The organism is Aquitalea pelogenes (genome assembly GCF_041914625.1).
GTDB classification, from domain to species: domain Bacteria; phylum Pseudomonadota; class Gammaproteobacteria; order Burkholderiales; family Chromobacteriaceae; genus Aquitalea; species Aquitalea pelogenes.
On sequence record NZ_JAYSDA010000005.1, the window covers coordinates 146290 to 166066 of the forward strand.

The following is a 19777-nucleotide window of genomic DNA, read 5'->3' on the forward strand; positions in this document are numbered from 1 at the left end:
GGTGTTTGGTTGTTGGGGTCTTTATCGAAGTGTGGCTGGAAAACCAATACAGGCGGTGATTTATAAGTTAAATCTATACCGGCTATTCAAATTCTTCTGTCAAAATACTATTCATGGTTATTATGAAATCTTTTGGCATTATATATATGTTGTCGGACAAAATTGATTCAACAACGTGCCGCATAAGTCCTCCAGCATGTTTGTTTTTTGGCATCAGAAATCCAAATGTTTTAATCACTTTTCGTTCTAGTGCATGATCATCCATGTGTAGGTATTTTTTGGATACCTGAAGGGTCATGCCATTCATATACTCAATGCTGATTGTTTCATGGGGGATGTATTCATCTTCGAGTAATAGTTTTTGAAGAGTGCTAATGGCACTCTGCCAGCGAGTAGCATCCCATGTAAATAGTGTTGCATAGCTTTCCTCTAAGGAAAGGATGCTTCTTTCTTTCGCAAAGCCTATATTCTCTTTTGCAACTGTTGCAACCAAAATGACAGGATCAAGCAATAGAGATTCAAGGCCATTCCGTACTCCTGGTGACAGTACGTGGAGGCGCTTTGTTTTAATTTTTTCCCCATCCCAATCAACCAGTCCGAGTACACTTTTGTTCCCGCCCATGGCTAAAGCATCTACGAGGCGAATTACTTGATCGCAGCCAGAGTTTTTCTCCGTACCATCCACTTCTTTTCGACCAACCTCAACAAAGACTAACGACCTCTCGGAGTTAAGAAAATTTTTGTATTTTTGATAGAGGAGGTCATACAAGCTGGCATCCGTTCTGCTTTCAACAAAAACTTGACGCCGGCCATCAAATGCTACAGATAAAGTGGGAACCCCAGCTGTCAACAACATAAGCGCGGAGCCTTTGCTTACCTTTTCAATCATTGGACCGGAAGGATTCATTGCGTAGATTGCCTCCTCCGGTGCTAAGGCTACTGTCGATGGACTATGAGTAGTTAGGATGACGGCAACATTTTTATCTCTGACAAGTACATTCTGAATAGTCTGTAAAAGAGATGAGGCCATTGAAGGGTGGAGTGGGGCATCCACTTCATCAAGTAGAAGCAGTCTAGGGAAGTTTTTTGTTTGACGACTATCCTGCGAGTTGTATAGACAAAGTGCAAATGACATTAATACTTTTTCACCCGATGAAAGGTCCTGAAATTTCATCTCGACTTGTGAAGTGATCTTACTTAGCTTTGGTTCGTATGATGTAATTTCAGACAGTGGTGGGCTATCAACTCGAAAGTCAAGCTTGCACTCTTCTAGTATTTGATTAACAAAGTCCCATGGTGGTGTTCCATACTCTTCGATAAACTCATTTGAATTAAGGTGCCGTCTACTAGGGTCATCTTTAGGTGCATACTTTTCTAGCCGGTCATTGTCATGAATTAATTCACGGTACATCGTGAATACACGTCCAAATGCTTGTTGGAATGGGTCGACTTCTCCCCAGATAAAGTGTTTATTTCGGAAGAATCGGGATTGAGATGAAATTAAAAAATCCTCTGGACTGGTTTGCTGAATTTTTGGAACAGTTTTCCTCCAATATTCATCACCAATCTGGTTGAAAGAATTGGCTCCTATATTATTACCCATTGCCCGGATTTGATCTTTTAATTGCTGTGCAATTTGTTCGGCCAATGATGGGTCTGGTATAATTTCTCTTAGTTTCTCTGCATTCAATTTCGAGATTGCTCTGATGCTGGAGCAATGAGTGGAAGGTATTCCAAGCTGAATGGCAAATTGCTGTAAGCCCGGGAATACTTGCTCCCTGTGCTGTTGCACTGTATTGAACCATTGAGAACGTCTTGTTTGATCTTGGGCTGGATCAAACATGCCTGTGTCATTTGGTATTATAGTATTTGAGTCAAATAATAAGACATCGGTTGTTTGGTTTTGCACTAGGGAAGATGAGACTTGGCCATTTTTTATTGCAGATAATAAATGAGTTTTTCCAGATCCATTTTTGCCGGTTAAAACTACGAACATTGGCAAATTAGTTTCGTCAAGCTTGGTGATGGATTTATGTATTGACCTGAAGCTCAGTGTATTAATCATTCCTGGTACCTTTTAAATGGATAGTGGTGCGTCGTATGAAATTTTATTTCGTGGAGATTGAATTTCTGTGTTGCTGTGTGTAGAGGGATGTTGATCATTCGATCTTGTTTAAGATGATCTGCTAGTTATTGCAATTGGCATGTTTGTAGAGATTTAGGAAAATATTTAAATGGTCAAGAGAAAGGATTTGTTCGTTGTCTTTGGTCTGATTGACTTAAGTTTTCAGCTTTTAAGCAATGTGCTGCTATAGGCCAGCCGGGTCTTACTCTTTGAGTCCAATAGATGGGATTTGCAGGACTGATAGAACTGACCACAACTGCCAGTTAGTACCTATCCCTCTCCTAGCCAGTTTCTTACCAAGCCCTCCATACACATCAAAAAACCGCCCCAAACGGTGGAAGCGCCCCTCAACGCTCTGTCAGACAAGGGTTGCGGCTCCACGTTTTTGCCCACGGTTTTTTCTGCCATTCAGTGGGTCTCTCCGAATTCTCAATAAAATCAATGTTTTGAATGGGGGATGTCATCCATGGTTTCCACGCCTTTCCCACCGCAAACCGTGAATCAGCTTTTCCGGCCTGTTGCGACTTCGTGGACTCCTCGTCCGGTAGCTCTCTTCCCGACACTAAGCAGCTGAAAGACCCTCTTTAGCATCCAGTTTTTCACAATAAACGTGCCGATGTCATATGCCGGATCAAAAATCAGCCAACAATCTGCCGTTGTATTGGTATGAATCGGACAGTGGCGGAATCGACAGGGGCTAATGCCATGCAGTGCTTGGGTGGCGTTTGTGCTGACGGGGAAGGTAATGGCCTGCCGCTGGCAAACAGCACACAGCCCACGCTGGGCGGGCTGTTGGTGGACGGCAGGGGAGGCTTGCGAAAACGACAGGCAACAAAACAGCGCCTTGCGGCGCTGTCTGTCCCTTACAGGAGTTGGCCGATATCGGTGCGGGCGAGGCTGATTTGCTGATGCAGCGGCGTCAGCAGCCCGGCCAGCTGGTTGGCTGCCAGCGGCATGTCTTCGGCGTGGTGCAGCAGATCAAGCAGGCATTGCATGCAGTCAGCGGCACGGTCCAGCGTGCAGATGCCGTCGGCAATGGTGTGCTGGATGGTCTGGCTCAGGCGGGTCAACTGACTGATGGGTTCGCGCAGCGCGGCATGTTCCGGCAGGCTGGTCAGGGTTTGCAGGTGGCCGAGTTGGTCTTGAAAGGTGGCCAGCGCCAGATAGGCGGCGGGAGCGGGCTGGATGAGAGGTTGCTGGGTGTTCATGCGCGGGCCTCCTTGCGGAAGGATGGCGGGGCGGTAACGGCAATGACAATCGCGGGGGGAGGGTGCAACAGGGCGCGGGAGATGCCAGGCATGGTGATTGCCTCCATAGTGTGCGGTTTGCGTACCGCCAACCACTTCCTACGGTGGGTGGCAGTCCGAACGGGGGTAGGAATACCGGCACTATGGAACCGGCCAGCCCGAAGGCTGCCCCGCCCGGCCCGCCATAGAAGGCAAGACAAGACGCACGGACGCAAAAAAACCGCTTTCGCGGTGGTGTCCGCCATAGTGCTAATCGGGTTCCTACGCCCGGTGCCGCTATTGAACAGCACGCGGCAATTGTTGGTTGGCGGGGTTGGCTTGTCAATACCGGGGAAGGATGTGGCACGGCATGGCTGCGGGCTGAGCCTGCCGGTTTGTGCTGTGTTGCGTTATTGGCCCGCCAGTGTTCCATGGCAGGATTTTGGCAACAAAAAAGCGCCTTGCGGCGCTGTTTTTGATTCTTGCTGCAATCCTTATCTGCTAAGGACTTGGTGCCGGGGTCTCTATCGAAGTGTTGCCTGAAAGCCACGCCATTAAAGGACTCTTGTATCGTGATTTTTGAAAAGGTACACAAAAAGGTACACAAAACAGCACCGTTGGAGCGTTGCCACAGTGAGCGCACCACAATTTTCACGTCTCTCGCCAAACCATGTGATGGCTGGCGTAGCTGCTAGCCAGGTAGTGAAATGTTTGGCCGGTTGTTCATTTTTTCATCCGCCTGTCTGATCGTTTGCCATACGTTGCCCTGTGAACACCCCCCCTCCCTAAAATTCTCTCCCCATAAAAATGCGAAGCTAGGCACTGGGTCTTGGTCGGGGCTTGCTGGACTTTCAGTCACCCCCCACCCCATGGCAGATGCCCACCCATTTCTCAGGGTGGTGCTATGGACATCGGGTGCAATCCATACCGCTCCCACTGATTGCTCTGACCTAACGGCGAACTATTTTTCCCATCCCGATAAAAATTGGTAGTGACAATAGTGACGTAGTGACAGCGTTGATTTAAAAGGACATTTTCTATTCTTGTGTAGTGACAAAGCTCATTTGTCACTAGTGACGGCAGCTAGAGTAAGCAACTGATCCTGCTCAATCGCGCAGTGTCATGCATGATGCTGCTCGCAGAATTGCGATCAAGTCATGCAAGGTGCATGATGGCATTAATACTTATGACGATTGGGCGAGGTAGCAATGAAAAGCTATTTTGTATTGAGCATCATATTAATGATGCCGATGGGCGTAAGCGCCGGTGCTTATAGATGCACAGGCGCGAATGGAGCTATTACCTACACTGACACGCCTTGCTCAAATGGCAACGCGGTGACGATACATGACAGTCATATGGGCGAGCCCGCACTACCCAAAAACGTACCGCAACAGGTCAATCCGCAGAATGATGTTAATGCGGTTCGCAAAGCTGGTTGCCAAAAGCTGATTGCCCAATATGAGGCGGCCCGGCGGAATGCAGCTAATAGCAATGACTGGGGACAACAGTTGGAGGCTATTCGTACAACCAAGCAGTTGGCACCCGGTTACAACGCCTGCCTATTAAATGGGTACTAGCAACCATAAATTGCTAATCCCGAAGAGTAGATGGCAGTATTTATATCATTCGGGCGACATCGCCTTGTGGATGTTGTAGGTGCAGGTGAGGTGTGAGAATGCATGAAATAATTAGAGAAATATCTATGGATGTATATAAAAAGTTTGTTGCTATTTTAAATAAAATCAATCCCATGATGTGGGGGGTCCGTTTAGGATTGTGGAATGCTAGACGTAAGGCAAGAGCAGCGTCAAAGATAATAAGAGAACAACAGCCTGATCAGGGTATTGGAGCTGAGTCGCCAATTAGAAAGTCTAGTGAAGATAAGCTTCGTCGAAAAGATTTTGCATGTCATATAGCGAAAATTCTTTCAGAACTTAGTCCGCGTGAAGGTCGGATATTCTCAATTCGTGGAGGGTGGGGATATGGAAAATCTTCGCTGAAAAATTTAATTACTGAGCAACTTGATAGTGATAATAATGGTGCTGATTGGTTGGATTTTAATCCATGGCAATGGGGCGATGGGAATGCAATTGCCCGTGCACTTTTTGAGCAAATGGCCAATAGATTGGGTGGTGATTATTCTGAGTCTGCTAATGAGCGTGCAGAAGCGTTGCGCCGCTATGGGAAACTTTTAGTTGGTGGTGGTAGTGGAATTAAGAAGATTGGTAGTAACAATCATTTAATTACGATGATTGCTGCAAATGCTGCTGTTATTTCAATCGGAACTGCAGTTGGCTTTAAAATGCCAGCAGTTGCCAAGATTGGTATCGGGATTGCTGCTGTTTCTTTTTTTCTATCTATATTGGGGACTTTTCTCGTTCATGTAGGTCGGGATCGTAGTAATGAGTCGCTTGATAAGATTCGTAAGTCTTTGGAAGAGCGTCTTAGCACGCTGGAGAAGCCATTAGTTGTATTTGTGGATGATATTGATCGGCTTGAACCAGAACAGATTCGAACACTCCTTCGGCAGATTAAGGCGAATGCAAATCTGCCTAATATAATATTTGTCCTTCTATTTCAGCCCAGCATTGTGGAAAGTGCATTGCATCCTATTTCTGATGGGGATGGACGTGCATTTCTTGAGAAAATTATACAAGCAAATTTTGACTTGCCTGTGGTTCCTTCTGCTGTAGTCCATGAAATTCTAGCTGCTGAGATTGAGGTTGTTGTTGGACTTTATGCAACTAAAGAGAATGGATTTTCAACTAGTCGATGGGGCAATGCTTTTGTTGGTTGTATTCAGCCGTCGGTGCGTAATTTAAGAGATGTGAGAAGATTAATTTCTTCAATTGAAATCCATTTTCCATTGCATCTGTCTGGGAAAATTCTCGAAGTAAATTTAATTGACTTTATCATTCTTGAGTGTGTTCGTGTATTTGAACCGGCTTTTCATTCTATACTGAGTGGTGAAAAAAGGATTCTCCTGCAAAATGATGTTTTCAGAAGCGGAAATAGAGATTTCCATATTGCTGAGGCTGAAAAATTGCTGGAAATTATTCCAGAGGCTAGGCGTGGTTATGTAAGAAATTCTGTGAATGAATTATTTCCTAATTTTAAAGGGCTTTTTGAAAATAAATCATACTCTGATAGCATTCATTCTATTTGGGCGTACGATAAACGAGTGTGTCATGATCGTTTTTTTTCCCGCTACTTTGAATTGAATATACCAAGTGGTCAAATATCAGAAGGGCAATTCTCTTTTTTCCTAAATCCGAAGGCCACTAGCGATGAACTGAATGATCTAATTGCTAATATTGAGCGTGATGGAAAGCTACGTTCTCTTGCTGAGAGATTGGATGAGTCTGTGGGACAGTTGCCAATTTCTAACTCGCAAGAATTGTTGTGTATGTTGTTTATTATTGCTGAGAAAATAGCAGGCAGTGGAGTGAGTGGTGGCTTTGACTCTTCTTGGATATGTGCGTGGAGATCATGTCATTGGTACATAAAGAGAATTCCGGAGGCATTTCGAGATGTGCGTGTTTTGCAAGTATTTCGTTTGTGTAAAGTTGTTTCTATTTCGGCAATGCTAATAAGTCTGTCAGATGCATCAGAAAATGAGTCGGGTGAGGGAAGTGGTTTTGATCCTGCTTTTAGTATGTCTGCCGTTGCTGAGTTGAAGTTGGAGTGGTTGAGAATTGTTAATTCGCGAGATAATCAAATTAATGATTTGCTTTTGAATAATAATTTGACTTGGCTGCTTAGATGCTGGGAGCGTTTTTCTGGAGGTGTGAGTGAGCCTCGGTCATGGATTTCTGAAATTATTACAGATGACCATGGTTTTATTAGGGTTGTTGATTGCATGTTGAATCGTGGTAGAGCGCATGCGGTAGGTGATAGGGTGTCAATACCCTATAACACTTTCAGGAGAGTTGATGTTGAGGATTTTATTGGAGTTGATGTGGTAAAAGAAAGAATGGCTAAGATTATAGTTTCAGACTATCCAGAATATGCCGAAGTGTTGGAAAATTTTGCTAAGCATATTGATATGTGGGGTGGAGAGTCTGAGAGATAAAGTTACTTATTTCTTGCAATCTAATTTTTGTAAATCTTGAAGTTTATATATATTTGATGGGGTAGTTTATTTGTGGGGCTTAAATGAATGCATGGTGGTGTGTGTATTTTTTAATTTTATCTGGTAGTAATGTAGTATAAAAATTGACATTATGAATCATTAAATTTTTTATATAGATTTTTTCCTGCTCACTTTTATAGGAATTTTTGCGAATTTAATTTAAGGTGCCATAAATAAAATGTAGCAATGACCTATTGGCTAAAAATAATTCATGACTTGAGCAGCGTAGATGTAGCTTGGTGATTATGGCACCGCCATTGCATCAGGTATGGGAAGGATAGACACCAACTGCCGCCCAAAGCGCGGCCTTGCCCATTCAATCACGCTGCGTTGACTTGCCGCTGGCGTGGCCATATACCAGACCAATCGGCCATCATCGAGGCTGATACGCCACAACCAGCAGCATCCTATCGTTACACCAGTACGCGGCAGAAAGCTGGTGCAGTATGCTGCCGTGTCAGCATCCGGCTTGATGCCAAGTGATTGAGCCACAGGGCAGAGGGCGGTACTGTCCAAGTGGCAGGCAGTGCAGGGCATGGGCCGTGCCTTATCCACGTCAGCATCAGCTAGGCCCTGAACCTCTTGTGCGCTTTCATTACACCATTCAAGAGCAAGCGGGTCTGGCGTAGCCTTCACCAGGTGCGTGCTGGAGGCATGTTGATGGCTCTCCGTGTGCGAAACAGCAGCGTGGAAAGCTTCGGCAGGCAAAGCGGCAAACCATGATTCAAGATCATCAGGCGGCATCGCTGGCCTCATCAATGAAGTTGCCATCGCCAAATATTGCTGATGTCACGCAATACACCTTTGCCCGCCCACTTTTGCTGTACTTGGCTTCTGGCGTATACCGGATTTGCAGCATATGGCCAGCACCTTTTGTCACCTCCAAGGCCCCAGCTTGTTGGAGTAAACGACAGGCACGTGATACATCCATTCCCGCGCATACTTCTGCCCGGAAGCTCTCCGGAAGTATCAGATACTTGATGACGCCAGATATCTTGTCCTTGAGTCGATAGCCACACCGGCTAATCGTGCGTGGCGCATGGTCATCAGGGTCAGGGCCTAAGCTATCAACGCTTTGCAGGATGGCTTCATCAGACAGCCGGGTAAATCGTGCCTCGCCATGCTGCTCAAGGAAAAACCGAATCTTGGACAAGATTTCCTCATCCTCGCGATTGCCTGTTGTTCCACGCGCTTTAAGCCAGTCGGCAAAACATTGCTGTGCCGCTTTCCATGCGGTGCCCTTTGGCCAGCCGGTTACTCCCCACGCACTTGCCAATTCACCAGCCACAGCCACTAGCGCGAAGCGCGTGGCGGCGCGGTGGGCTTGCCCGTGTGCATCCTCTGGCAATACCTCACAACCAAAGCGTGCTAGTTGCTGCCTGATGATGGACGGCAGTTTTTCCTTTTCAGATACCAGCCGGTCAATAAATGCCCGGGCGGCTGTGCCGTAGCTGCTGGCGCAGTTTGCTTTCAGGTGGTCAGCAAGGGCCTTGCCGTTCTCTTTGTCGTGCAAGGTATCAAATAGGCCCAGTCCACCACCGGCGTCGGCCTGCACGGCAAGCATGCGGATTTCCATACCTGCTTTCATGTCCTTGCGAGCCTCTGCCATGTGTGCGGCAAGGGTTTTCTCGCCAGACGACAGGAACAGCAAGCGCCACTCTGCTACCGCCCCACGGCTGCCGCCACGGTCATTGGCCCGGCCTTTGCCGCGCCCATTGCCCAGCATATAGACCGCCTCGCCAATAATGCGCGGGTCACACTGGTGAATCTCATCAAGGGGCAGCAAGCAATCCGAGTAGGCAGACGCCATGGCCTCCAGGGCGTTATCCGTTGCACGCCACGTTTGCAGGTAGCCCGGCCCGCCAAAGACACTACCCGCTACTTGTAGCAGAGTGGTCTTACCCTGAGAGCTATCACCATAAAAGTGAAACCCGCCCGATTCAGCGCCAATTACCCCCAGCAGTGGGCCTGCAAACGCGCATGAGGCGGCAAAGGCCAAGCGGCTGTTACCCACGCAATACTGAGCAATGCCAGTTTGCCAGGCTGCCAAATCCCCAGCGCACTGCATGGCCTCGCGTTGCTTTTGTGCAGCCTGAAACACCAGCACCTCATTGCTGTCGCCTAGCTGGCCATCGGGCAGCAGGAAAGCATTGCCATGCCAGCCCAAGCGAGACACCAGCGTGGCACGCTCGCCCCCATCGTAACGGCCAAGATACTCAAGCAGGCGTTGCCGGGCTTTGGGGCCGCTACCAATCAGCAGGCCACGGGAGAGCAGCCCCTTGATAACCTCAGTCCCTTCGCTGCTGGCCACCAGCTCAGACGGGATATTCCATTCCTTGATGCTGCCATCCGGGTCGGCAAAGCGCACCAGCAAGCCCCAGCCCTCGCTATTCACATCACGGGTGCGGGCAAGAATGTCCAGTTTGCTGCACACCCATAAAGGGGCGTCCATATCCTCACTTTTGAAGTACACCCCATTATCAGAAATCTTGAATGGACTTCCCCCATTGCTGCTAATTTGGCGCTTTGGGCGGCCCGGCTTGGCCTTCTCTGGAATGGCATTTTCAGATGCCTGCTGCTCTGCAGGTGGTTGTGTGGTTTCCTCAGAGTGCTGGGGGGCAGCAGGCTTGTTCATTTCAAGCAACATGGCCAAGTGAGCAGCTGTCCAGCCGCGTCCAATTGCGTCGGCAGCATCATCGCCCTCATGCCATTCTCCACCAGGTAACAGCACAGGGGCCGTGCCATCCAGACTAGGGGCGTAGGTGGCAAAGCCAGCCACGTCCAGATGCGTGACGCTGGCCGCGCCGATCTTGAGCAGCTGGCCAGCGACCGCATTGGCGGCAATTTCACCGGGGCTGTCATAGTCACGCCAGATCAGGCAATCACGGCCAGCCAATGGGCTGAAATCTGCCTTGCTTACTGCCTCTGCACCATTCATCCAGCAAACGGCTACATGGTCGGGTAGCAGCTTCCCCGCAGCATCGGCAGCCTTTTCGCCTTCGCAAAGCACGACAGGAGCCGACTGGCGGCTGTGCAGTCTATCCAGTCCATACAGTGGGCGCGGTGCCGGTACGTTTTTCCAGCGCCAGGCGCGCTTGCCCGTGGCAAGGTCTTGCCATACCGACAAGGGGTAATAATCCTTACTACGGCCATTCGCGCCGGGTTCCAGCCGTGCCACAAAGACAAGCGGCAGCCCCTCTGCATCGTTATAGCGCCACACCTGTACCACTTTGCCCGGGTGCTTTGGCTTATTGCGTGGCATGTTGCCCAGCATGTCTGCCGGAATGGGTAGAACAGGCACACTATCCATAGCAGCTGCGGCAGAAGGGGGTAGTGGCACTGCCTCTGTTGCCGGTGCGGCTTTGCCGGACATAATGCCAAACAGCCGGGCCAATTCCTTGCATGCTTCACCCTGCGGGCAGCTTTTCAGATACGCCACCAGGTTCACGACATCCGCGCCCTTGTCGCCGCTGGCAAAGTCAGCCCAAACGCCAGAATTGGCATTGATACTGAATGACCCAAAGCCATCATCATTGGCGCGTGTCGGGTTAATCATCTGGATTTCATGGCCATGCTGTTGCCAGTGAACACCAGCCCAATCAAGCACACGCGGCAGCGCTGCAAGCGCCGCACTATTCACCTCTTTGAATGGCAAACGTCCCGCTGTCGTCATAAGTTACCTCCGTTGCGCCCAACATCCAGCGCCATGGCCGCACCGTTGGAAATGTCCTCAATTAGCCCGGCAAACAGCCCTTGCTGTGCATCATCAGCAAATAGCTCAAGGGCATCAGCCAGCAGGGGGAGAAATGGAGAGAGAAAGCCAGCAAGGGCAGCGGCGGCCATATTGGCGCGCTCTTGCTCGCTATAGCTGGGCATGGCTTGAAGGGTGGCGATATAGCGCAGTAAATCCATGGCCATGCAATGGCCATCACGATAAGCAGGGGCTGCTCCAGGTAATGCAGAGTCAAAGGGCAAGCCGGGGGCCTGACCATTCAAGGTCATCAAATTTTTCATGGGAATCAGCCTAGAGGGATGGGCAGCGCGTCTGCGTAGATGGCTGCCGGTCGGTTATCAGTTGCAAGCTCACGAGTGACAAGGGGATGGGGCCGGTGCCCCATGTGCTTGGCTTTATGTCTTGGAGCGAGGCGGATGAGTTACCACACGGGACAGCAGTGATATTTCTTGCGCCAAATCGTGAGCCAGCCACATGAAGTCCTCTTGCAAGCTGTTATCGAGGCGGCGGAAGCCATCTCCGGCTTCGCCATATGTGGCGGAAAGCAATGCAGTCAACTGTGAAGTCCGACGTGTCAGCATGTCAGCTGCGGTTTCATACTCATAGGAGACAATAAGAGACGAATTTTTCTCTTCGACACCAATGCCAAAACTGGTGATTTCAGACATTACGCCACCTCCACAACAGAATAGCCACGGCTGGCCGGTTCAATGCGAACAGATTGGCCCGTTTTGGCCAGGTGCTGGCGGGCAATGGTTTGTGCCTCTGCCAATGTTGCGGCGGTGCTGATGGTGCTGGAAATGGGGAACAGGCGCGACAGGGCGCGGGAAAGCTTAGGCATGGTGGCCTCCTTAGTGAGTTTATACCCACCATCCGAGGCTAATCGGGGGTGGCAGGCACGTGGCGGGATTAGCCTTACCGGCACTAAGGAACCGGCGCATCCGAAGATGCTCCCACCACGGCCCGCCATAGAAATGGGCGCACCAATGGCGTAATCCGGACGCAAAAAATGCCGCATGGGGCGGCTGTCCGCCTTAGTGTTCGACGAGAGGCTAATCTCGGTGCCGCTATTGAACAGCACAGCAAGATTGTGGCCGACTGCTGGTGTGGCGTCAACCTGCTGGCAGGAGGTGATGCTTGCCACAATCAAGGCCAGGGCAATGATGCGACGATTGAACCGCAAGTCTGCAAGCCGCATGGCTGAGTGACGAATGGCTTGAATTTTCATTTGTACTCCCAGCTGACAATTTCACGGATAAACACATCTATCTCTTTTGCCTTTGCACGGTCGCCGATTCGTGCCGCATTCCGTTTCAATGCACTCAAGTAACTCAATGAGAATGCCATTGCAGGCTTAGGCACTGGAGCCGGTTTCTTACGGATAGAGCGTGCTGCTCTTTTATGCCGCTCTGCAACGGAGCCAGATGAGTGATCTGCCTTGCATTTGAGGTCTGGATGATTGCTTTCGAGTTGGGCAATGATGGCCAGTGCATGGGCAGATTTGCATTGATGCTGTTGATTGGTCGTCATGCCACATTCCCCATGCGATCATTCAGCCATTGCATGACCAGGTGAGAAGGCCAGCCAACGGCACGGCTACCCAGCTTGACCGATGCAGGAAATTCACCTGCTTTGCTCATGGCGTAGATACTAGACTTACTCAGTCCAGACAGGGACAGCACTTCCGGCAGGCGCATCATGTAGGAGCCGATAGGCTGCGATACTGGCGCTGGTGTGCTCTCGGTGCTGCTTATCGTTGCCTTGTATGCATCAATGTCCTCACGGCGATATACCGACTGTCGGCCAATGCGGATGGCTTTGGGGCCTTTGCCTGATACAGCCCACTGATTGAGGGTGAAAACAGATACACCCAACTCGGTGGCAAGCTGGGAGCGTGTGAGGGAAGGGGAATTGGATGCTTGCATACGTCCTCCGGTAAGGGTTGAAGCCGCGCCAAGTGGTGCAGCAGGACGAATGCTAGATAGTTAAGTTTAGCTAGGAGATGATGACTAAAAAAATACTATTTCACCGATCATTTTTCCTATGGTCGTCGATGATCTCTGATACCTTTTCAACGCTAATGCCAAACTCGACAGCAATCGCCTCCTTGGATTTTCCTGATTTTATTTTTTCTATCATTTCTCTCTCCTTCTTATATTGTTTTTTGATTTGAGAAACCCAGCTGTCACCGATGCCAAGGTTAATGGCTATGTTTTTTTGAACTTCGCCAGATTTTAATGCTGCTATTGCTCGCCACTTATTTCCACCATTAATGTCTCTTCTGGCAGTGGCAGCGATTATTTTTTTCTTCTTTGTTTGAATGGCGGCATTTGTTTTCTTTTTCATAATGCCAAGCTCATCATTTATTAAGATTACTGCATTTTCTGGGAAATTCTTGTTTTCACTATAGCGTTCTAGTACCTCTGTCATGCGCATACGCATAATCAAAACACGTGCATTTCCGCATCGCAATAGTGCAAATTCGATACTCTCCTGTTCTGACAGCGGTGCAATAAGGCTACGCTGTAGTGAGGATGCTTCCTTAAGATTTGCAAGGCCAAGTGCAGCCTCTTTCATTGCAGCGATAGCATATGTAAGCGAGTCGGGTACCTTTTCTACTATATTTACGATACTTGAAGGGTGGTTTTCTCTTATTGTGGCTAGCACTGCCTCAGGAATGCTTGGGTATCTGGAAGGTTTTGGCGTTGAGTCAATTCCTTTGAAGAACTCATAGAGAATTTTGTCATTTGTTTGGTCGTTGTCATCCATTTCATGAAATGCAAATGTATTGTATTTATTACTTTGCAGCATAAATAATGCTAGCTCTGTTAGCATTTCATTTTTAAATTCATCATATCCTCTTTTGCGTGCAAAATTCTCCCATCTGCTTAGTGCAGATTGAAATGAATCATGAAGTTGCCTGAATGCGATAAACTTAATAGATGGGCCGTCCGGAAGGTTGGTGTCACATTCACTGTCAATGATTTCACTCTCTAAACTGTAAATATCAAACCCAAAAAGGGTATGGCAAAAATTAGGAAGCATACCCATCATTATTAAGCCCGCTTGAAATTGACGGGTACAACATTCCCACCCTGCTGGGCTGCAATAAAGTCTGCCCACCATTGCATCATGCGCCGCCGTTCTTCCAGATATTCAGCCCGGTGGTATGCAGCACGCACCTTGTTGCGTTCTGCGTGGGCAAGCTGGCGCTCGATTACATCGGGGTCGAATCCCTCTTCATTCAGCACGGTGGATGCCAAGGCCCGGAAGCCGTGCGGGGTGGCCGTTCCTTTGTACCCCATGCGGCCCATGGCATAGCTCAGCGTGTTTTCGCTCATGGGGCGGTCATGGTCGGTCATCGCCGGGAAAAGCATGGCATTGCGGCCCGTTAGCGGCTTAAGCTCATCCAGCAGGGCTAATGCAGAACTGCTTAGAGGGACAATATGAGGGGCGCGCATCTTCATACGCTCAGCAGGTATGCGCCATTCCTTGCGGACGAGGTCGAACTCTTCCCAACGTGCTGCGCGTAGTTCACCAGGGCGCACGAAAGTCAGAATGAGCAGATGCATGGCAATGCGCGTAGGCTGGTAAATCGGTTCCGCTTCCAGTCGCTTGAAGAACTCTGGCAATTCATTGCGCGGCAAGGCCGGGCGATGCTCTACCTTTGCTGAACTGATTGCCCCAGCCAGGTCGCTGGCCGGATTGGTTTGGGCGCGGGCCGTCTGGATGGCATATCGCATCACTGAACCAATGCGCTGCAATACACGTGAGGCCGTTTCAAGCGCACCACGGCTTTCAATTTTGCGGATGGTGGCCAGAATTTGCGGCGCAGTTAACTCACTGACCGGTATCTTCCCCAGGTCAGGGAATGCATCGGTCTCAAGGGAGTCCAGCACCCGGGCCGCATGGGCTGGTGTCCACAAAACCATCTGCTTTAGATGCCACTCCCTTGCAATCGCTTCAAAAGCGTTGGCGCTAGCTTCTTTAGCCGAGGCTTTTGCCACTTTCTTCTCTTGGCTTGGGTTCTTACCCTCATCCAGTAGCATTCTCGCTTCTGCTGCCTTGTCTCTGGCGCTAGCCAGGCTAACCGTCGGATATTTGCCAAGGGATAGCTTTCCGGGCTTGCCGTTGTGACGATACCGAAACAGCCACAGCTTGCCACCCGCTGGTGTGACCTCAAGGAAGAGGCTACCTCCATCGGGTAGGTGATAGGGCTTGTCCTGCGGCTTTGCTTGGCGAATAGCCAGATCAGTTAAGGGCATGATGTGTACCTTTTCCTATGTACCTTTTCGCGCCGCGCCGTAAGGGTGGCGGGCGGAGACCATTCCGCGCCTAGACTTGTGCAGAGAACCAGCTTGCAGGGTGTTGGGTGGCCTTTAGCGGCTCTCTATGCATGGATTTCTACCGTGTCACTAGTGACAAATCGCTTTTGTCACTATCAATGGACATGAAAAAGTCTTTTGAAATCAAGGCTGTCACTATGTCACTACTGTCACTAGTCATTTCTCGCGGGGTGCCGAAAAAAATACATAAATGGTCGTGATGGATGCCAGGGCCATGAGTGGCTGATGACATACATACAATTTTGTAACCAGTGTATGAATTGCAAATGGTGCTAATGACAAGTGATTGTGTACCTTTTTCTACGGGGTTTGTAGGAAGGTACACAAAAAGGTACATAAAAAAGCTGGCTGTTACGGGACGTTGCTGGACGCTAATGGACAACAAAAAACCCGCAGAGCCTTGTGCTGTGCGGGTTTGATGGACTTTCTTGGACTTCTCTAATCGTTGCGATGGTGCCCGGGGTCGGACTCGAACCGACACACCTTGCGGCGGGGGATTTTGAATCCCCTGCGTCTACCGATTTCGCCACCCGGGCATCGCAAGAGGAGGCAAGTCTATCCCATCTGCCGGGGCTTGTAAATCACTCGCCGGCGTCCTTTTTCATTTTCAGCGCATGGTCATACAGCAGCTTGCGGTTGGCACCGGTGATTTGCGCGGCCAGGGTGGAGGCTTGCTTCATCGGCAGGTCGGCGCTGAGGATGTTCATCACCCGGATGGCTTCTTCCGGCAAACCGGCCTTGTCTTCCGCTTGCGGGGCAGCGTCGATGATGAGCACGATTTCGCCGCGCTGCTGGTTGCTGTCGGCCTTTACCCATTCCAGCAGTTCGCCGGCGGGCAGGCTGTGGAAGGTTTCAAAGGTTTTGGTCAGCTCGCGCGCCAGCATCAGGCGGCGGTCCGGCCCCAGTTCGGCCACGATGTCCTGCAGGGTGTCCACAATGCGGTGCGGTGCTTCGTAGCACACCACCAGGTGGTCGGCGCCGATCCATTGCTGCAAGGTACGGCGGCGTTCGCCGCTTTTGGGCGGCAAAAAGCCGTGAAACAGGAAGGCATTGCTGGTGAAGCCGCTGGCGGACAGGGCGGTAATGACGGCGGATACGCCGGGGATGGGGCGTACCGGGTGACCGGCGGCGCGCACGGCTTCCACCAGCCGCGCGCCGGGGTCGGATACCGCAGGGGTGCCGGCATCGGATACCTGCACCACGATCTGCCCTTCCGCCAGCCAGCGGATGACTTGTTCGGCCATGCTGCGTTCGTTGTGCTCGCGCAGGCTCACCAGCTTGCTGGCGTGAATGCCGTAGGCGGTCAGCAGGCTGCCGGTGACGCGGGTGTCTTCCGCGCAGACCACATCGGCCGCGGTAAAGGCCGCCAGCGCACGTGCGGTAACATCTCCCAGGTTTCCAATGGGAGTGGCCACCACATATAATGTGCCGCGACAGAAACTTTCCCGTGCAGTTTCAAGCAAGTGAGCGAACGAAGTATGCAAAGACTGGCTCCGCTGTTGGTTGGCGTCATGATGACATGGTTGACGGCTGCGCATGCGCAGGCACCGGACTATATCATCCAACTCAATGCTGCGCCGCTCAATAGCGTGGCCGGACAAAGCCCGCGCGCCCAGGCGCAGCCGGCATCCGCCCCTGTTGCCCCGGTGGCCAAGCCGCTGGCTGCGCCCGGCAAGCAGGCGGTCCGCCTTAAAATAGGCCTGTTGCTGCCCACCGAGTCCAAATTGCTGGGCGAAGCGGCTGCGGTGGTGCGTAGCGGGGTGGAAGCCGCGCACGATGCCGAGCCGCAAGCCGATGTGGTGGTGATTGATGCCGACGAACACAACGCCGCCCAGCGTTACCGCGAGGCGGTGGCCAGTGGCGTCAACGTGGTGATAGGCCCCTTGTCGCGTGGCGGTATTGCCGCGGTGGCACCGCATGTGATCGTGCCCACGCTGGCGCTCAATGCCGTGGGGCGCGATGTGCCGACCAACCCCAGGCTGTTTACCCTGGCCCTGAATGTGGAAGTGGAAGCCCGCCAGATTGCACGCCTGATGCGTGATGATGGCCGCAGCAATCCCTTGATCATTGCCGATGGCGAGGTATTGTCCAGCCGCCTGAAGCAGGCCTTTGCCGACGAGTGGCGCAGCCAGAGCGGCAAGGACGCGCCGCAGATTGAAGACAACGGCCAGAGCCTGTCCGTGTTGCAGCAGGCCGCCAGCCAGGCCGATGCAGTGTTTCTGGCGGTGGAACCGGCCGAGGCCGCCCGGCTGAAACCGGCCTTGCCGCCGGATCTGCCGGTGTATGCCACCTCGCAAATCAGCACGCGCAGCCCGGACAAGCAGCTGGCCGGGGTGCGCTTCATCGACATGCCGTGGTTCCTGATGCCGCAACATCCGGCGGTGAAGCGTTTTGCCCGGCCGTCCACCGCACTTACCCTGCAAACCGAGCGCCTGTATGCGCTGGGGATCGATGCCTATCGTCTGGCGCTGTTGCTGGGTACCACGCGCAACCCTGCCAGCATCAAGCTGGATGGCGTCACCGGCGACCTGAAACTGGGCCGCGACCGGGTGTTTGACCGCCAGTTGCCGGTATCGCTGATTGGCGAAGGCGAATAAGGCCGATGAACCGCCAGGGCCAGCAGGCAGAGGAACGCGCGCTGGCCTTCCTGTTGCAGCAAGGTTTGCAGCTGCTGGAGCGCAACTGGTTGTGCCGTGGCGGTGAGATAGACCTGATCATGCGTGACGGGCGTTATCTGGTGTTTGTGGAAGTGCGCCACCGGGCCAGCCCGCGTTATGGTGGAGCGGCGTACAGCATTACGCCGGCCAAGCAGAGGAAACTCCTGCATGCGGCCACGGTCTACCTGTCCGATAAGCGAGTAGACGCGCCCTGTCGTTTTGATGCTGTGCTGAGCGAAGGCCAGCAGCCGCTGCAGTGGTTGAAAAACATTTTTGCATAGCAGCCATCCCGCGCTGCTACAAGGAAGAGCATGGACCTGATTGAACGCGTCAACGGACATTTTCTGGAAAGCATTGCCGCCAAGCAGGAGGCAATGGAACTGCTGTCGCCCGCGGTGGCGCTGGCTGCCGAGCGCATGGTCAGCTGCCTGATGAACGAAGGCAAGATCCTGGCCTGCGGCAATGGCGGTTCGGCTGCCGATGCCCAGCACTTTGCTGCTGAAATGCTGGGACGCTTCGAAAAGGAGCGCCCGGGTCTGGCCGCCATTTCGCTGGCGACCGACTCTTCGGCACTCACTGCCATTGGCAATGACTACGATTTCGACATGATTTTTTCCAAGCAGGTGCGTGCGCTGGGGCATACCAACGACCTGTTGCTGGCCATTTCCACCTCGGGCAATTCCGCCAATGTGATTGAAGCCATTTATGCCGCACACGAACGCGGCATGGGTGTGATTGCCCTCACCGGCAAGGATGGCGGCAAGATCAGCGAAATCCTGTCGCCGGAAGACATCCAGCTGAATGTGCCGGTGCTGCGCACCGCGCGTATTCAGGAAGTGCATATCCTGCTGGTGCATGCCCTGTGCGATGCCATCGATTACATGCTGTTGGGAGGTGAGTAAATGAAACGTACTGTCCTGTCCCTGTTGCTGGCGGCTGCTGTGTCCAGCACGCTGTCCGGTTGTTTCGCCCTGGCTGCCGGTGGTGTGGCCGGTGGTGCGCTGGTGGCTACTGACCGTCGTTCCAGCGGTGCTTATGTGGACGACCAGAGCATTGAAGCCAAGGTGTCGCACCAGATTGGCGAGAAATTGCCTTCGGCTCACGTCAATACCACCAGCTATAACCGTGCCGTGCTGCTGACCGGTGAAGTGCCGTCGGCAGAAGCCGGCCAGCAGGCCGAGCTGATTGCCCGCGCCATGCCCAATGTGCGCCGCGTGTTCAATTACACCGTGGTGGCTCCGTCTTCCGGTTTCTCCGAGCGCAGCAACGACACCTGGATTACCAGCAAGGTGCGTACCCGCCTGCTGGATGGCAAGGGCTACTCGCCCAACCATATCAAGGTGGTGACCGAACGTGGCGTGGTGTACATGCTGGGTCTGGTTACACCGGCGGAAGGGCAGGCGGCAGCACAGGTGGCGAGCGAAACCGCCGGGGTGCAAAAAGTGGTGACCCTGTTTGAAAGCATCACCGAAATCACGCCAGCGCAGTAAGTTGTGCTGAAACAGAAAAAGGACCGCATGCGGTCCTTTTTTTATTCTGTCTGGCCTGAGTGTGC

At 51.7% G+C, this 19777-nt stretch carries 17 protein-coding genes and 1 tRNA gene; 6 read left to right on the forward strand and 12 right to left on the reverse strand.

What is annotated here, in order from left to right; all coding sequences use genetic code 11:
- Nucleotides 1-82: 82 nt before the first annotated feature.
- Nucleotides 83-2065: an AAA family ATPase gene (locus ACE3SE_RS06175; protein WP_082086523.1), complete on the reverse strand. Its 1983-nt coding sequence runs from the start codon at nucleotides 2063-2065 to the stop codon at nucleotides 83-85.
- A 923-nt stretch (nucleotides 2066-2988) separates the two neighbouring features.
- Nucleotides 2989-3333, reverse strand: a complete 345-nt coding sequence (locus tag ACE3SE_RS06180) for a DUF1484 family protein (protein WP_374554243.1) — start codon at nucleotides 3331-3333, stop codon at nucleotides 2989-2991.
- 1226 nt (nucleotides 3334-4559) lie between these two features.
- Between ACE3SE_RS06180 and ACE3SE_RS06185 the strand changes: the two genes are divergently transcribed.
- Both ACE3SE_RS06185 and ACE3SE_RS06190 read left to right on the forward strand, forming a co-directional pair.
- A complete protein-coding gene (locus ACE3SE_RS06185) occupies nucleotides 4560-4931 on the forward strand; it encodes a DUF4124 domain-containing protein (RefSeq protein WP_374554244.1) in 372 nt (123 codons plus the stop codon).
- A gap of 98 nt (nucleotides 4932-5029) precedes the next feature.
- The gene (locus ACE3SE_RS06190) at nucleotides 5030-7426 is read left to right on the forward strand and encodes a KAP family P-loop NTPase fold protein (RefSeq protein ID WP_374554245.1); all 2397 of its coding nucleotides are present in this window, start codon (nucleotides 5030-5032) and stop codon (nucleotides 7424-7426) included.
- 793 nt (nucleotides 7427-8219) lie between these two features.
- Here the strand turns inward: ACE3SE_RS06190 and ACE3SE_RS06195 are convergent.
- The 10 genes from ACE3SE_RS06195 to rsmI all read right to left on the reverse strand — a co-directional run bounded on the left by ACE3SE_RS06195 (nucleotide 8220) and on the right by rsmI (nucleotide 16983).
- Nucleotides 8220-11159, reverse strand: a complete 2940-nt coding sequence (locus ACE3SE_RS06195) for a DUF927 domain-containing protein (protein ID WP_374554246.1) — start codon at nucleotides 11157-11159, stop codon at nucleotides 8220-8222.
- On the reverse strand, nucleotides 11156-11500 hold the full coding sequence (locus ACE3SE_RS06200) for a hypothetical protein (RefSeq protein WP_374554247.1): 345 nt from the start codon (nucleotides 11498-11500) through the stop codon (nucleotides 11156-11158). Before ACE3SE_RS06200 ends, ACE3SE_RS06195 begins: the two co-directional genes overlap by 4 nt.
- Before the next feature lie 114 nt (nucleotides 11501-11614).
- Complete coding sequence (locus ACE3SE_RS06205; RefSeq protein ID WP_374554248.1) at nucleotides 11615-11887, reverse strand: hypothetical protein; 273 nt, start codon at nucleotides 11885-11887, stop codon at nucleotides 11615-11617.
- Nucleotides 11887-12447: a hypothetical protein gene (locus tag ACE3SE_RS06210; protein WP_374554249.1), complete on the reverse strand. Its 561-nt coding sequence runs from the start codon at nucleotides 12445-12447 to the stop codon at nucleotides 11887-11889. Before ACE3SE_RS06210 ends, ACE3SE_RS06205 begins: the two co-directional genes overlap by 1 nt.
- Complete coding sequence (locus ACE3SE_RS06215; RefSeq protein WP_374554250.1) at nucleotides 12444-12749, reverse strand: hypothetical protein; 306 nt, start codon at nucleotides 12747-12749, stop codon at nucleotides 12444-12446. Before ACE3SE_RS06215 ends, ACE3SE_RS06210 begins: the two co-directional genes overlap by 4 nt.
- Nucleotides 12746-13144 (reverse strand): helix-turn-helix transcriptional regulator, encoded by a 399-nt coding sequence (locus tag ACE3SE_RS06220; protein ID WP_374554251.1) that lies wholly within the window; start codon nucleotides 13142-13144, stop codon nucleotides 12746-12748. The genes ACE3SE_RS06215 and ACE3SE_RS06220 overlap by 4 nt, the downstream gene beginning before the upstream one ends.
- A gap of 100 nt (nucleotides 13145-13244) precedes the next feature.
- The gene (locus ACE3SE_RS06225) at nucleotides 13245-14273 is read right to left on the reverse strand and encodes a hypothetical protein (protein WP_374554252.1); all 1029 of its coding nucleotides are present in this window, start codon (nucleotides 14271-14273) and stop codon (nucleotides 13245-13247) included.
- A gap of 2 nt (nucleotides 14274-14275) precedes the next feature.
- Entirely contained in the window at nucleotides 14276-15484 is a 1209-nt protein-coding gene (locus ACE3SE_RS06230) for a tyrosine-type recombinase/integrase (protein ID WP_374554253.1), read from the reverse strand.
- A 532-nt stretch (nucleotides 15485-16016) separates the two neighbouring features.
- Nucleotides 16017-16101: transfer RNA gene (locus ACE3SE_RS06235), tRNA-Leu, on the reverse strand.
- 45 nt (nucleotides 16102-16146) lie between these two features.
- Nucleotides 16147-16983, reverse strand: coding sequence for a 16S rRNA (cytidine(1402)-2'-O)-methyltransferase (rsmI, locus tag ACE3SE_RS06240; protein ID WP_045847686.1), 837 nt, complete (start codon nucleotides 16981-16983; stop codon nucleotides 16147-16149).
- A gap of 93 nt (nucleotides 16984-17076) precedes the next feature.
- Here rsmI and ACE3SE_RS06245 point away from each other — a divergent pair, with 93 nt between their 5' ends.
- Genes ACE3SE_RS06245 through ACE3SE_RS06260 form a run of 4 tightly spaced genes read left to right on the forward strand, consistent with a single transcriptional unit; the run spans nucleotide 17077 to nucleotide 19712 of the window.
- Nucleotides 17077-18162 (forward strand): penicillin-binding protein activator, encoded by a 1086-nt coding sequence (locus tag ACE3SE_RS06245; protein ID WP_374554254.1) that lies wholly within the window; start codon nucleotides 17077-17079, stop codon nucleotides 18160-18162.
- Nucleotides 18159-18503, forward strand: a complete 345-nt coding sequence (locus ACE3SE_RS06250; RefSeq protein WP_197077222.1) for a YraN family protein — start codon at nucleotides 18159-18161, stop codon at nucleotides 18501-18503. The genes ACE3SE_RS06245 and ACE3SE_RS06250 overlap by 4 nt, the downstream gene beginning before the upstream one ends.
- A 30-nt stretch (nucleotides 18504-18533) precedes the next feature.
- Complete coding sequence (locus ACE3SE_RS06255) at nucleotides 18534-19124, forward strand: phosphoheptose isomerase (protein WP_045847689.1); 591 nt, start codon at nucleotides 18534-18536, stop codon at nucleotides 19122-19124.
- Nucleotides 19125-19712, forward strand: a complete 588-nt coding sequence (locus tag ACE3SE_RS06260) for a BON domain-containing protein (RefSeq protein ID WP_374554255.1) — start codon at nucleotides 19125-19127, stop codon at nucleotides 19710-19712.
- Nucleotides 19713-19777: the final 65 nt, after the last annotated feature.

Coding starts and splice junctions, on each gene's coding strand:
- ACE3SE_RS06245 (WP_374554254.1), top strand. CDS start 17,077: ATGATGACATGGTTGACGGCTGCGCATGCGCAGGCACCGGACTATATC.
- ACE3SE_RS06185 (WP_374554244.1), top strand. CDS start 4,560: ATGAAAAGCTATTTTGTATTGAGCATCATATTAATGATGCCGATGGGC.
- ACE3SE_RS06255 (WP_045847689.1), top strand. CDS start 18,534: ATGGACCTGATTGAACGCGTCAACGGACATTTTCTGGAAAGCATTGCC.
- ACE3SE_RS06200 (WP_374554247.1), bottom strand. CDS start 11,500: ATGAAAAATTTGATGACCTTGAATGGTCAGGCCCCCGGCTTGCCCTTT.
- ACE3SE_RS06195 (WP_374554246.1), bottom strand. CDS start 11,159: ATGACGACAGCGGGACGTTTGCCATTCAAAGAGGTGAATAGTGCGGCG.
- ACE3SE_RS06225 (WP_374554252.1), bottom strand. CDS start 14,273: ATGATGGGTATGCTTCCTAATTTTTGCCATACCCTTTTTGGGTTTGAT.
- ACE3SE_RS06190 (WP_374554245.1), top strand. CDS start 5,030: ATGCATGAAATAATTAGAGAAATATCTATGGATGTATATAAAAAGTTT.
- ACE3SE_RS06220 (WP_374554251.1), bottom strand. CDS start 13,144: ATGCAAGCATCCAATTCCCCTTCCCTCACACGCTCCCAGCTTGCCACC.
- ACE3SE_RS06230 (WP_374554253.1), bottom strand. CDS start 15,484: ATGCCCTTAACTGATCTGGCTATTCGCCAAGCAAAGCCGCAGGACAAG.
- ACE3SE_RS06205 (WP_374554248.1), bottom strand. CDS start 11,887: ATGTCTGAAATCACCAGTTTTGGCATTGGTGTCGAAGAGAAAAATTCG.
- ACE3SE_RS06260 (WP_374554255.1), top strand. CDS start 19,125: ATGAAACGTACTGTCCTGTCCCTGTTGCTGGCGGCTGCTGTGTCCAGC.
- ACE3SE_RS06210 (WP_374554249.1), bottom strand. CDS start 12,447: ATGAAAATTCAAGCCATTCGTCACTCAGCCATGCGGCTTGCAGACTTG.
- ACE3SE_RS06180 (WP_374554243.1), bottom strand. CDS start 3,333: ATGAACACCCAGCAACCTCTCATCCAGCCCGCTCCCGCCGCCTATCTG.
- ACE3SE_RS06215 (WP_374554250.1), bottom strand. CDS start 12,749: ATGACGACCAATCAACAGCATCAATGCAAATCTGCCCATGCACTGGCC.
- ACE3SE_RS06175 (WP_082086523.1), bottom strand. CDS start 2,065: ATGATTAATACACTGAGCTTCAGGTCAATACATAAATCCATCACCAAG.